16 protein-coding genes are annotated in these 13,433 nt (G+C 34.1%); 4 read left to right on the forward strand and 12 right to left on the reverse strand.

Annotation, left to right across the window (positions count from 1 at the left end):
* Nucleotides 1–38 precede the first annotated feature (38 nt).
* Entirely contained in the window at nucleotides 39–776 is a 738-nt protein-coding gene (locus Q0951_RS00080; RefSeq protein WP_299332633.1) for a 1-acyl-sn-glycerol-3-phosphate acyltransferase, read from the reverse strand.
* Between the two features lie 111 nt (nucleotides 777–887).
* Here Q0951_RS00080 and trpS point away from each other — a divergent pair, with 111 nt between their 5' ends.
* Entirely contained in the window at nucleotides 888–1,856 is a 969-nt protein-coding gene (gene trpS, locus Q0951_RS00085) for a tryptophan--tRNA ligase (protein WP_299332636.1), read from the forward strand.
* Here trpS and dprA read toward each other — a convergent pair.
* The gene (gene dprA / locus Q0951_RS00090) at nucleotides 1,853–2,956 is read right to left on the reverse strand and encodes a DNA-processing protein DprA (protein WP_299332639.1); all 1,104 of its coding nucleotides are present in this window, start codon (nucleotides 2,954–2,956) and stop codon (nucleotides 1,853–1,855) included. The genes trpS and dprA overlap by 4 nt on opposite strands.
* Before the next feature lie 103 nt (nucleotides 2,957–3,059).
* On the opposite strand from dprA, the gene Q0951_RS00095 reads away from it, so the two are divergent.
* From Q0951_RS00095 to Q0951_RS00105, 3 genes are all read left to right on the forward strand, one after another.
* Nucleotides 3,060–3,998: an SPOR domain-containing protein gene (locus Q0951_RS00095; protein ID WP_299332642.1), complete on the forward strand. Its 939-nt coding sequence runs from the start codon at nucleotides 3,060–3,062 to the stop codon at nucleotides 3,996–3,998.
* Between the two features lie 139 nt (nucleotides 3,999–4,137).
* Complete coding sequence (locus Q0951_RS00100; protein ID WP_299333830.1) at nucleotides 4,138–4,650, forward strand: acyl-CoA thioesterase; 513 nt, start codon at nucleotides 4,138–4,140, stop codon at nucleotides 4,648–4,650.
* Nucleotides 4,651–4,703: 53 nt separating this feature from the next.
* Nucleotides 4,704–4,916 carry a DUF6515 family protein gene (locus Q0951_RS00105; protein ID WP_299332645.1) on the forward strand — a complete coding sequence of 71 codons (213 nt, stop codon included), beginning with the start codon at nucleotides 4,704–4,706 and terminating at the stop codon, nucleotides 4,914–4,916.
* A 20-nt stretch (nucleotides 4,917–4,936) separates the two neighbouring features.
* On the opposite strand, the gene Q0951_RS00110 is transcribed toward Q0951_RS00105, so the two are convergent.
* The 10 genes from Q0951_RS00110 to Q0951_RS00155 form a co-directional block, all read right to left on the reverse strand.
* Complete coding sequence (locus Q0951_RS00110) at nucleotides 4,937–6,157, reverse strand: peptidoglycan DD-metalloendopeptidase family protein (protein WP_299332648.1); 1,221 nt, start codon at nucleotides 6,155–6,157, stop codon at nucleotides 4,937–4,939.
* The gene (locus Q0951_RS00115) at nucleotides 6,144–6,926 is read right to left on the reverse strand and encodes a DUF4292 domain-containing protein (protein ID WP_299332651.1); all 783 of its coding nucleotides are present in this window, start codon (nucleotides 6,924–6,926) and stop codon (nucleotides 6,144–6,146) included. Before Q0951_RS00115 ends, Q0951_RS00110 begins: the two co-directional genes overlap by 14 nt.
* Before the next feature lie 3 nt (nucleotides 6,927–6,929).
* Complete coding sequence (locus Q0951_RS00120) at nucleotides 6,930–8,291, reverse strand: tetratricopeptide repeat protein (protein WP_299332653.1); 1,362 nt, start codon at nucleotides 8,289–8,291, stop codon at nucleotides 6,930–6,932.
* A gap of 40 nt (nucleotides 8,292–8,331) precedes the next feature.
* Nucleotides 8,332–9,351, reverse strand: a complete 1,020-nt coding sequence (locus tag Q0951_RS00125; protein ID WP_299332655.1) for a sugar phosphate nucleotidyltransferase — start codon at nucleotides 9,349–9,351, stop codon at nucleotides 8,332–8,334.
* A gap of 20 nt (nucleotides 9,352–9,371) precedes the next feature.
* Complete coding sequence (gene dut, locus Q0951_RS00130) at nucleotides 9,372–9,806, reverse strand: dUTP diphosphatase (RefSeq protein WP_299332657.1); 435 nt, start codon at nucleotides 9,804–9,806, stop codon at nucleotides 9,372–9,374.
* 27 nt (nucleotides 9,807–9,833) lie between these two features.
* The gene (locus Q0951_RS00135; RefSeq protein WP_299332659.1) at nucleotides 9,834–11,264 is read right to left on the reverse strand and encodes an oligosaccharide flippase family protein; all 1,431 of its coding nucleotides are present in this window, start codon (nucleotides 11,262–11,264) and stop codon (nucleotides 9,834–9,836) included.
* A 56-nt stretch (nucleotides 11,265–11,320) separates the two neighbouring features.
* Nucleotides 11,321–11,782, reverse strand: coding sequence for a hypothetical protein (locus Q0951_RS00140; RefSeq protein WP_299332661.1), 462 nt, complete (start codon nucleotides 11,780–11,782; stop codon nucleotides 11,321–11,323).
* Between the two features lie 5 nt (nucleotides 11,783–11,787).
* Nucleotides 11,788–12,297: a hypothetical protein gene (locus Q0951_RS00145; protein WP_299332664.1), complete on the reverse strand. Its 510-nt coding sequence runs from the start codon at nucleotides 12,295–12,297 to the stop codon at nucleotides 11,788–11,790.
* 91 nt (nucleotides 12,298–12,388) lie between these two features.
* Nucleotides 12,389–12,949, reverse strand: coding sequence for a hypothetical protein (locus tag Q0951_RS00150; protein WP_299332666.1), 561 nt, complete (start codon nucleotides 12,947–12,949; stop codon nucleotides 12,389–12,391).
* The gene (locus Q0951_RS00155; protein WP_299332669.1) at nucleotides 12,946–13,431 is read right to left on the reverse strand and encodes an RNA polymerase sigma factor; all 486 of its coding nucleotides are present in this window, start codon (nucleotides 13,429–13,431) and stop codon (nucleotides 12,946–12,948) included. Before Q0951_RS00155 ends, Q0951_RS00150 begins: the two co-directional genes overlap by 4 nt.
* Nucleotides 13,432–13,433: the final 2 nt, after the last annotated feature.

A 13,433-nucleotide genomic window follows, 5' to 3' on the forward strand; every position in this document is an offset into this window, starting at 1 on the left:
ACGAAAAGCTGCTCTGTGCCAAGAGCAGCTTTTTTTGTTTAACCATTATAGGCTTGTAACTGATTCAATATTAAAACATGAGCTTGATGGTTAACCTGCTTGGTGTCCTCAATTGATAACCCTTCAGTTGAAATGAATTTGTGAATTTTAGCTCGCATACGTCCTGGACCACCACTGAAAAAAGTATATGAAAAGCGTTTTTTATTGTCCCCAAATGTAATAGGTACAATTGGAATTTTATGATTGATAGCCATTCTGAAAGCACCATCTTTAAAATCATCTAATTCAATACTTTCATCTGGAACGCCGCCTTCAGGGAAAATACAAATACTCATCCCTTGTTTTAGTCGTCGTTGTGCTCTTAAAAACACCGCTTGTCTACTTTTAGGACTACTTCTGTCGACCAGAATACTTGTACGCTTGTAGAAAAATCCGAATAACGGAATCTTGGCCAACTCCTTCTTCCCAACAAATACAAACGGGTTTTTTACGGCTACTAACATGAGCATAATATCAGCCATTGAGGTATGATTGGCAATAAACATATAGCTCTTCTCAGGATCAGGTATTTGTTCACGAATAATACTTATGTTAAAACCCATTCCAATTAAAATGAAATGTGCCCAGAAACGAGCCAGTTTAAAAAAGAAAGGATACCAGGACTCTTTCAAAATAGAGAGTACCAGTACAGGTAATAGAACCAGTATAGGTAATGCTACTAAAATATAGAACCAAATACGGTAAAATAACCAAAAAGGATACTTAAATATCTTCATATGGGTCAAAAGTACATAATTGTTTTGAGCTATTTAATTAAAAAAAATACCTTTGCTGACGATATAAGTTTAATTTAATAAAATGGATTTCCGCTTTCGCGGAAAGTGATCATGGCAAGAATTTTAACAGGAATACAAAGTACAGGAACACCTCATTTAGGTAATATCTTAGGTGCAATTTTACCAGCAATAGAAATGGCTAACGATACTTCTACAGAATCGTATTTATTTATTGCTAATATGCATACCCTAACTCAGATAAAGGATGCCGATTTATTACGTCATAATACCTATTCGGTTGCAGCCACATGGTTAGCTTTTGGTTTAGACATTAACAAAACTGTATTTTACAGACAGAGTGATATTCCACAAGTGACGGAATTAGCTTGGTATTTAGATTGTTTTTTTCCGTATCAACGTTTAAAATTAGCACATGGTTTTAAAGACAAAGCCGATCGTTTAGATGATGTCAACTCAGGATTATTTATGTACCCTATGCTCATGGCTGCCGATATTTTATTATATGATGCTCACATTATTCCAGTAGGAAAAGACCAATTACAACACATAGAAATGACGCGTGATGTGGCCACCCGTTTTCATACTAAAATGGGTGAAACTTTTGTTTTACCTGAAGGAAAAGTGCAAGAAAACACAAAACTTATTCCTGGAACCGATGGTGAAAAAATGAGTAAAAGCCGTAATAATTTTATCAATATTTTTCTTCCGGAGAAAAAACTACGCAAGCAAATCATGTCTATAGAAACCGATAGTACACCTCTTGAAGCTCCTAAAGATTGGGCTACCTGTAACTGTTTTGCACTTTATAAGTTATTAGCTTCAGACACTGAAATTTCAACGATGAAAACCAATTACGAAAAAGGAGGTTATGGTTATGGCCATGCTAAGCAAGCCTTATTTGAATTGATACTCGAAACATTTGCAACACAGCGTGAACGCTACAATCACTATATGGAAAACCTCAATGAGATTGATGCCGCATTAGCTGTTGGTGCCGAAAAGGCCAAACTTGTAGCCAATGACGTTTTAAAACGTGTTCGAGAAAAGGTTGGGTATTAAACCAACTCAAACAATTTTCCAGGTAATGGTCTTGTAATGCCTTTTAATTCCATTGTGAGCAAAATACTCGCCACCTTAAAAATGGGCATATTGCAGTTTAGTGCAATCACATCTAACAGTTGCTTGTCGTTGTCTTTAAGGAAGTTATAGATTACTTTTTCTTCGGAAGTCAATTCTACAAACAACTGCTTTTGGATAACAGGCTTTTTAGCATCTTCCAATTGCCAATTTAACATATAAGCTACATCCAGAGGATTGGTTAGCATATGTGCCTGTTGCGTCTTTATCAAGTTATTACATCCAATACTTTGAGTATCATTGATACGACCAGGTACAGCAAACACATCACGATTGTAAGAATTCGCAATATCTGCAGTAACAAGACTTCCTCCTTTTTCAGCAGATTCAATAACTATAGTAGCCTCACTCACACCTGCAATAATCCTATTTCGTTTTAAAAAATTATTACGATCAAAGGTGTCCGTACTCCAAAAATCAGTTAGAAATCCGCCATTTTTTTCTACATCAGCCATATACTTTTTGTGAATTTTTGGGTAAATCTGATTTAACCCATGCGCCAAACAACCAACAGTTTGTAAATTGTTTTTAATAGCCGATTTATGAGCAGTAATATCTGTACCATAAGCAAACCCAGAAATAATTACAGGATCAAAAGGTGCCAATTGCTCGATTAACCTCTCGCAAAAACTAACGCCATAGCTTGTAATCTTTCGTGTGCCAACGATACTAATCAATCGTTGTTGTTTTAGATTAACATGGCCTGCTTGGAATAATAGCAAAGGGCTGTCAATACAATGTTTTAATTTTTCTGGGTAATCAGTATCGGTAAAATATAAACTGACGATATCATTGGCCTTTATGAATTTCAATTCATGCTCTGCGGCTTTTAAATGCTCGCTATCCAACAAACCTTTAATTATTGTTTGTCCGATACCATCAATTTTAAGAAGAAGAGCTTTCTTTTCCTTTAATACAGCTTCGGCAGAACCACAATGACTGATTAATTTCTTTGCAGTGACATCTCCTATTTTGGGAACGTGCTGTAAGGCTAAAACATAAATTAATTCTTGATCAGTCATTTAATATAGTATATTTTCTATACGCAAGAAACAAAATTTTACTTGTTAATAAATACTTATTAGGATGTTTTATTCGCATTTAAAAATTTTTAACTTTGTTTTTATGCAATTAGAGACTTACATCAGCGATTTACTATATAGATACGATTGTGTTATTGTTCCTCAGTTTGGCGCCTTTTTAACACATCGCGTTTCGGCTAAAGTGCACGAAACTACTCATTCATTTTATCCACCAAAAAAAGTATTGTCTTTTAATGAGCAATTACAAAACAATGATGGTTTGTTGGCTAATTATATTGCTGAAATTGAAAAAGTTCCATATCAGGTTGCTGTAGAAAAAGTGGCCAAGCAGGTTAAAGCCATTAAATCATATTTGATTGAAGGTGAAACGATAGCCTTTAATAATATTGGTGATCTTATTTTAAACACTGAAGGAAAAATCAATTTTGAACCGTCGCACCATATCAACTATCTTACTGATGCGTTTGGGTTGTCTCAGTTCACGTCTGCTGATATTACTCGAGAAGCACACAAAGTTGTTGTTGAAGAGATTGAAGAAACAATTCCGCTTTCCATTACTCCAGAAAAACGTAAGAGTAGACCATACCTCAAATATGCAGCTATCGCAATAATTGCCTTAACACTAGGTAGTTTTACTGCTTCTAATTATTATGTAGGTCAAATAGAGCGTCATAACGAAATGGCTCAAGAAGAGGCCAATCAGCAATTGGATGCTAAAGTACAGGAAGCTACCTTTTTCGTTGATAATCCTTTGCCTGCTGCAACACTTACTGTTGAAAAACCTTCAGGTAATTATCATATTGTGGCTGGTGCATTTAGAGTTGAAGCTAACTCTGATAAAAAAGTAGCGCAACTCAGGGATCAAGGATTCCAAGCTCGTAAAATTGGTGTCAATCGTTATGGGCTACATGAAGTTGTATACTCTAGTCATACCGATAGAATAGAAGCTTTAAAAACCTTACGAACTATTAAGCGTACTCACAATCGTGATGCTTGGTTATTGGTTAAAGCCTTAGACTGATTTTTGATAGGATCTTCCAAGTGTTGATTACTTGAACTTACGAATCACTTATACATTTATTATTTCTTTATAATTTCTTAAATCCCTTAGTTAAGATTTAAAATCGGCTTACCTTTGCATGAAATTAAATCAAAATTTAATGGAACCAAGAACAGCTTTTCAATCCAAAACAATCATGACCGATTTGGTGCTTCCAAGTGAGACCAATCCCATAAACAACTTATTTGGTGGAGAATTATTAGCTCGTATGGATCGTTGCGCTAGTATTGCTGCACGTCGTCATAGCAGACGAATTGTAGTAACTGCATCTGTGAATCATGTGGCTTTTAACAGGTCTATTCCTCTAGGTAGTGTTGTTACTGTTGAGGCTAAAGTATCTCGTGCATTTACGAGTTCTATGGAAGTGTTTTTGGATGTGTGGATTGAAGACAGAGAGTCTGGTGAATGTATTAAAGCTAACGAAGCTATTTATACATTTGTGGCTGTTGATGAAACTGGTCGCCCTATAAAAGTACCTCAACTTATTGCTGAAACAAAGCTTGAAAAAGAGCGTTATGCTGCTGCATTGCGACGCAAGCAATTGAGTCTGGTTGTGGCAGGTAAAATGAAGCCTGCTGATGCTACCGAACTAAAAGCCTTATTCATAGATTAATTAAACCTTTTAGAACCGTCAAGGTCTTATAGTAGAATCAAATCTATACTACTATGAGAACCTTTATCCTTATTTTTTCTGTTTGCTGTATGATGAGTTTAAACTCTTGTGCAACTCGTGTAGCAACTAGACCTGCAACTGTAACTGTTATAAAAACACCTCCTAAACACTATAAAATTGTTAGAGTAAATGGGAAGCGCTACTACTTCTGGAATGGAAAACACTACAAGAAAACCAGAAAAGGGTATGTAGTTGTGAGAGTTTAAAAACGTGTTTCAAAATGCTATCACATTTTGTAAATCCAACTCGCTGGATTCTGTGGTTTAGAATCCTTAAAAATTCCAAATCCTAACATCGTCTCGCCTTGTCGGTTAGTAAAGACTTCGCCAATTACTTGTTTTGCTGTAATCTTATCCCCTTTTTTAACATACACAGTAGACAGGTTTCTGTAAGCTGTAATATAATTACCATGCTGGATTAGAACTGTTGGATTAGAATATTTTTGTCCAGTAACTGCTAAGACCTCTCCTTTGAAAACAGCTCTTACTTTAGCATTCTTCTCCGTTGCAATTCTTACTCCATTGCTTTTAATTTCTAATGTAGGGTCAATAGGTGATTTTTGGGTACCATAACGCACTTTCACTACGCCTTTTTCAACTGGCCAAGGCAAATTACCTTTATTGGATACAAAGTTCTTAGCAATAAGTTTAGCTTCTGGCGTTAAAGCAAACCCTTTTGATTTAGTTGATTTTCCTGCTTTTTTATTTGACTCTGCAATTGCCTCTCTAATTAATCGGTTGATCTCTCTATCAATAGCATCAATCTCCTGCTGTTTCTTTTTTATTTTAGAGGCATACGTATTTCCGCTTTTTCTAATTGAGGCAATGAGTTTCTCTTGCTCTCTAAGTTCTTTTTCGAGTTCTTTTTTTGCTAACCTATTTTCAGCAATGAGTTTATCTTTATCCTTTTTTTGACGAAGTAACTCGGTATTTAATTCCTGAAGTTTTTGCGTTTTAGCTTTAATAAGTTCGCCTTGTTCTTTTTGATAATCTGCATATTGCTTAATATACTGAAGTCGCTTGTAGGCTTGTTTAAAATCATCTGAAGATAAAAGAAACATAACTCTGCTTTGTTCCGATTTACTTTTGTATGACTTCACTATCATCTCAGAGTACTCCTTTTTTAGTGTGGTCAATTGATCTCTTAAGCTGGATATTTCATTTTGATTGGCATTAATCTCTCTCGTTAACAGATTAGCTTGGTCATTAGTAACTTTGATTAGATTTCGTCTAACACTAACTTTATAAGTTAGATCTTCAACTAATGAGATGGCAGATTTTTCCTCTTTTTTATTTGAAAATAATAAGGCATTTAATTGTTTTAACTCCTTTGCATATTTCTGACGTTTCGCCTCTAGTGCCTTTTGTTTTGGGCTCTGTGCATGTGCTGAAACACTATTCAGAATTAGAAAAAGAAAAAGGATGTAGGTGGCTCTATTTAGCATCATCTAAAATTATTTCATCAAAACCTGAAGGGATTCTAAAAGGAAACCTTACGTCTTCATTTACTGAAACCGATTTATATTCTAAAGACACATTAAGCTCTTCGCTATTTTCCACAGCAATAATCTTGATGTTTTGAGGTAAAATTTCTTTATCTACTTCTTGATATCCAGTGTAGTCAATTTGTAAAAACCGTTTTTTAAGAGGTTGAAGTAATTGTTGCGAATCCATTTTAAAATGCGATGGATTAAACAATAAGAATAACTCTAGTAATGCACTTTGATTTTTAGGCTGAAGAATATAGGAGGCTTCGTTGGTAGAAATCTCATAATTACTATCCTTGAGCTCATAAAGCGGCTCTCCTATTAATAAACTCTGAACCTTATTATAATTTAATTCGACACCTAGCAAATTACTTAGCAACTGATAGTCACCGTCAAAATATTGATTATTGATTTTATCGTAAAACCTTACTTTATCTGGAGTGATCATAGCTCGAGCTAATCCTAATGTAGCGCTAATCCAAATCGTTTTATCTTTCTCCATTCTTAGATTCACAGTATAAGAGGATTCTTTAAGATCCTGAATGATATCTATTTTCACTTTCGCCTGAAGTGTCTTAAACTTGGCATCTCGCTTTCCGTTCTCCTTGATCAATTGCTTTGAAGATAATCTTGAATCTACTTTCCCTGAAGCCACTACACTTCGTGCAGATTTACAGGAAATACCCAAAATGACAAATGCAAAAATTAAACTGATTTTTATAATCCTCATATCCTATTGATCTTTCAATAAAGCCGCAGCCTTTTTAGCAAACGTTTCAGATTGACTAATATTATTAACCTGCTTGTAAGCTTCACTCAATTGTTTGTAAAAATCTGCTTCCATTTTAGGATTATCTACAACATAATCTAATCCCATTTCCAAGCTTTCAATGGCCTTTTCAGGTTGTTTAATTTTATTATTTGCAACACCATTTATAAGATATAAAATAGCTTGAGCAGGAAATACTTCAAGCGCTTCCATACTTTGTTTTGCGGCTTGAGCATCTTTATTTAAATCAATCTGTAGCAACAGTACATCTCTAATGATCTTGAACTCGTTAGGTTCTTGTTTTAAAGCTTCCTCGTAATAATTTAATGCTTTTTCTTTGTCATCAGACTTTAGATAATACGCACCAAGTTCTAAAAGTGTTTTTACACTTTTATCTTCACTAACTAATGAGGTAAGTTCAACTAAAGTGGATTCGTATTCTGGATTCTTAGCTACAAACTTTACAAAATCGTTTAGCACTTTTGCTTTCGCGTCAGGTTTGATTAAAGAACTAGTTAACACAACCTTTACTGAGTTAATCGCATTGGTAGTATCACCTTCGTCTAAATAAAATTTATACAATGCCAAGTGAACTAATTGCGATTCTGGGTTAATACGTTGCAAACGTTTTGCTGTATCAAAGGCTTTTTTAGTTGCTCCTGTTTCACTGTATCTGTAGATGAGTCTAAGATAAGACGATTCGTCTTCAGGATTGTTTTTTACGCGTTCTTCTAGGTTTTCAATACGATCGTCATCATTCCCTGTAATATTATAGATCTGATTTCTCATATAGTCTCGATCTTGACTATACCCTAACTGTTCATCCATCTCATCCAACAACTTCAACGCATCTTTGTATTTTTTAAGTTCGATGTACAGTGAGGCTAAATCTTGTTTGTAATCTGGATGAAACTTGACCAACTGCTTTACGGTTTTTAAGGCTTTGTTCATTTCACCTTGCTGAATATAAACATCGTAGAGTTCGTCAAGAAACCATTCGTTCTCTGGCGACTTTGATACCGCTTTTTTAAGAGCGTCTTCTGCAGCACCATAGTTTTTTAGTGCTTTATAGTTCTTTCCTAATTCGAAATATAGAACAGGGTCACTATCATTGATCTCTATGCATTTTAAAAAGGCATCTGCAGATTTCTGATAGTTTTCAATACCTTTCTGCTTCAAGGCTTCAAAGAAGTATTCCTGAAATTGATCTTCTACATTTCCTAAATCATCATCTGGACGCTTATTGAAATCAACTTGCGCGTGAAGATGCTTCGGAAAGATGAGTATTCCGAAGATAAGCAGTAAGATATATAGTTTAGTTTTCATTTTATAAAATGGGTCGCCTCCACAATTACTGTGTCAACAATTATTCCAAAGCTGAGTAATCACCAATGCTAATAGCCTTAAAGTTGCCATTATACTTTACGTGATTACCAATCATGGCTTGGTCTAAATTAGCATTTTTAATATTAGTATAGGTTTGAATTAAGCTATTTTTAACGCTAGAGTTATCAATTACACAATTATTCCCAATAGAAACATTTGGTCCTATAGTTGAATTTTGTAAGACAACATTTTCACCAATAAAACAAGGTTCAATGACTGTTGAGTTTATACTTTGAACAGAATCTGAAATCATTTTCTCTTCTCCATCAGCTTTCAAGAATCCTAACATCTTTGCATTAGTTTCTAATGTGACGTTTTTATTTCCACAGTCCATCCATTCGTCAACAGTACCTGTTTTAAACACCTTTCCTTCTACCATCATACGCTTAATACCATCGTTGATTTGGTATTCTCCACCATTCATAACGTTCTCATCAAGAACTTCTTGTAATTTATCTTTTAAAACAGCTACATCTTTAAAATAATAAATTCCGATAACAGCCTGATTACTAACAAATGTTTCTGGTTTTTCAACCAATTCTACAATATCATCATTTGTATTGAGCTTAACTACACCGTAAGCTTCTGGGTTATCCACTTTTTTAGTCCAGATCACACTATCGGCAGTTGGATCAAGATCAAATTCGGCACGAATCAAGGTATCTGCATAAGCTACTACAGCAGGACCAGATAATGATGGTTTTGCACACATAATAGCATGACCTGTCCCTAGAGGTTGATCTTGGCGATAAATAGATGGTTTAGCTCCCAAACTAGTAGCTAAATCCTTTAAACTATTCACAACATCATCTCCAAACCAAGCTGGATCACCAAGTACAAATGCTATTTCATCAATAGGTTGTTTTAATACTTTTGCAATATCCTTTACTAAACGATGCACTATAGGTTGTCCTGCAACTGGAATTAACGGTTTCGGAACAGTTAAGCTATGTGGTCTTAATCGAGAACCACGTCCTGCCATTGGTACTATTATTTTCATTCTTTATGTTAATTCGTTTTTTATTTTACTCCTGTACTTCCAAAACCACCTTCGCCACGAGAGGTGTCAGATAATAATTCAACTTCGTTCCATTCTGCACGTTCATGCTTTGCAATGACCAACTGAGCAATGCGTTCTCCGTTATTAATTACAAAATCTTCATTTGAAAGATTAACAAGAATAACGCCTATTTCACCTCTATAATCTGCATCAATTGTTCCTGGAGCATTGAGCACAGTAATGCCTTTTTTTGCTGCCAAGCCGCTTCTTGGTCTTACCTGAGCCTCAAATCCCACTGGTAATTCTATAAACAAACCTGTTCCTACTATACTTCGTTCTAAAGGTTTGAGAGTTCTTGATTCAGATAAATTAGCTCTTAAATCCATTCCTGCTGAAGCAATTGTTTCATAATGAGGTAATGGATGAGATGATTTATTTATAATTTTAATTTGCATGATTTTTACAATTTTAGATTAAAAAATCTAACTTCTTTTCAGTAATAATTTCAATTCTTTTCGCTCTAAAAAAGTGATTACAGCTATAAAGAATAACAAAAATACAGTTCCTATTAAAATATCTCTATCAAATTGATAATAAGTTACAAAACTTAGTCCAGCACTAAGGAGCAAGTATAGTGCTATTCGAGGCACGTTATAAGGTACTGGATAGAATTTTCGCCCAATTGCATAGGAAATAAGCATCATTAACCCATATGCCATTAGTGTTGCATAAGCGGAAGCCATAAAACCTATTCTAGGAATAAAAATGAGGTTGATCGCTATAGTAATAGCAGCTCCAATAATTGAAATATACATCCCAAACCTTGTGCGATCAGTTAGCTTGTACCAGATAGACAGATTGTGATAAATCCCTAAGCAAAGGTTAGCTAATAATACAATAGGCACAATATCTAATGCTAGTAAATAGCTTTCTTTCTTTATAAAAATTGGTCTCAACACATCGATATAAACCACAACAATCATGAGTCCTAAAGCACCTACAATCGTGAAATATTTAAGAATAGTGGCATAGGTTTCTTTTGCATTCTCTTTATCTGAATGATTAAAAAAGAATGGTTCTGCTCCCATTCGAAACGCCTGAATAAAAAGCGTCATAAACACAGCTAATTTATAACATGCGCTATACGCTCCGTTTATAAATTCTCCCTCCATATCTGGAAGTAGCCATTTGTCTAAATTTTCATTAATTACAAATGCCAGGCCTGCAACCATAATAGGCCAGCCATAAGTAAGTAATTGTTTTAAGATTTTAGTGTCAAACTGAAGTTCCGATTTAAAAAAATAAGGTGAAACCAACAGGAGAACAACGACACTTGCTATAAGATTAGCAATAAAGATATACTCTACATTATTTTCTACATGAAACACTTGTCTTAAACTATCTAATCCATAAGTTTTAGATAACAGAAGGACGTTTAGCGCTACAATAATAAGTACATTGATTAACTTGATAAAGGCAAACCTTATTGGTCTTCCTGTAACTCTCAAATAGGCAAACGGAATAACAATTAAGGTATCAATAAGTGTAATTCCTACAAGCAAGGTATAGAACTCTGTGTTAATTCGTAAGGCTTCTGAAATTGGAGTTCTAAACAAAAGCAGTATGGTACCAAAAACCAATGTGCTTAAAACAATAGTCACTATTGCTGTAGACAAAACCGCGTTTTTATCTTTATTCTTACTGAAAAATCTAAAAAAAGACGTCTCCATTCCGTAGGTAAGAATGACATTAAAAAATGCTGCAACTACGTAAAACTCTGTGTTTTCAGAATAGCCCTCATTTGGCAGTACATCAGTGTGTAATCGTACTAATAAAAAGTTAATGAGCCTAGGCAGCACAATTGCCAATCCATAAATAATGGTGTCTTTGAAAAAAGTTTTAAGTACGCTCAAAAGTGGTGTTTTATGCTGCTAAAAATACGTTTTTAGCAAACGCTAACAAAGCTATGTTATTGCTTATTTGGTGGACCATTTTCGTAATATACACCTTCGTTTTCAACTAAATTCGATATTTTAAAGTATTTGGTTTCTCCATTTTCCCTGTAACTAACCACACATTCTCTATTGGTTATTTTGAACGGGAACTCTGCTATGGTCATTAAAGTATGACCTTCGGAAATAGGCTTACGCTTTACTAATTGTGATACATACTTGCCTTTTTCCGGAATTAATCTTCCCTTTAGGTTTCTAAAGAAAACACTATCAACAACCACATTGTTATCTGGAGTTAAGTTAGCAATATGAAAGTTTATACCAGAGCTTCCAATCTTTATTGCTGACGTCCAGTATTGAAAGTAGGCGCGTGAATATTGAAATGGAGCACTTTTTTGAAGTTTATACGCATTAGAACAACCTATGGTCATAAATATGATAAGGGTGCTGCAAAGTAATCTGAATTTTGAGATCTTCATGATGGTTAAGTTTTATTTGGTCGAGCAACAGGATAGTTTAGTGACTCTCTTTGTATGATATTAGTTAGTTTATAGTACAATGTCTTGCCATCTTTCTTATAGCTAATCACACATTCATCATCCTTCAGTTCAAAAGGAAATCGCATAGGGTTTTCGGGTAATTGATTTCCGTATTCTTCTTTAGGATCACTGCTTAACACCATATCTTTTGGTTGATTGAGAGCGGTTTTAAAACTAGCAATGTAAAGAAGATTATTATTAAATTTCTTCTCCAATTTAGCAACTTTTCCTCTAAAATATACGCTATCTAGATCAACTAAAGTATTTTCAACAGGAATAAACAAATTTATTCCAGAGCTACCTCCTTTAACTCCAGCAACCCAGTTTTGACAATACACCTCACCAAATTGAACAGGTGCTTTTTTTTGTAATTTCTGAGCTGAAGAACATTGAGAAAAGCTAACCATAACAATTACAATCACGAATAAAGACAATGTGCGTTTCAATAATTTCATTCTGTTTTCTTAGCGTTATAAAGATACAATTTCAAAATTAATGCCATAAAAAAAGCCTTACTCAATAGTAAGGCGTTATTAAAATATTTGATTAAACTTTAAATCTAATTCCTTTTAATATTGCTAATTCTGCAAGTATTTGTTTTCTAATAAAAACTATTAAAATCAATAAGATAACTATTGATGAAAACACAATGTAATTATAGAATCCTTCGGATAAGTACTTTTTGAAATATGGCAACAATAGTATAAAACCTAAACTATAGCATATAATTATAATTGGAGTTAAAATATAATGTGTTCTGATTCTGCTCTTATAATACACTTTCATGCTTTCAACAAAGCTAGAGGTGTTTTTAGTTACATCAATTTGTTTTAGTTTCTTTATACTTAAATACTCAAATAAAACTCTCGTTAATAGTGAGCCTATCATTAATAATAATGCAAAGGTTACTAACAGTTCGTTATGCGCTTTAACATATATAAAAAAGCCTATGAGAATAATTACTGTTAAAATCAGAACGATATTAGCGATTCTTTGTTTTGTTTTAAGAGTATTGACTTTCTTGGCTATTATTTCAAAGCCGTTATCAGGTATACTATCTTGTGGTTGTTCTTCCCATTGGGATTTTAGGTCTTCAAATGTTGTCATTTTTTAACGCATTTAGTTAATTCTTGCTTTATTCTATGAATTCTTACTCTTACAGCCTCATGAGATAATCCAACAATCTCAGCAATCTCTTTTTGTGGTATGCCCTCCAACTCTAATAGAATGATACTTTTATTACTGGTTTCTAAACGAGCAATGCATTTATAAAGTTGATGAAGTTTTTCCTCTTTATTCGCTGGATCATCTTCTGAATCTACCGGCTGATCTTGAACGTCTAAAAATCTTATCGATTTCTTTTTTCTCAATTCAAGCAAGCACGTATTGACAGCAATTCTATAGATCCAGGTTGATACATTTGATTGATTTTTAAAGGCACTAAGATTTTGCCATACTTTAATAAATATGTCTTGTGTCAAATCTTTTGAGAGCATTATATCTCCATGTGTGTAACCTAAACATAAACGATTGACTCGAGCGTAGTGAGACTTATAAATAAGATTAAACTGTTCCTCTGAAAAATTCATTA

The sequence above is a fragment of the uncultured Psychroserpens sp. genome (genome assembly GCF_947501425.1).
Taxonomy (GTDB): Bacteria; Bacteroidota; Bacteroidia; order Flavobacteriales; family Flavobacteriaceae; genus Psychroserpens.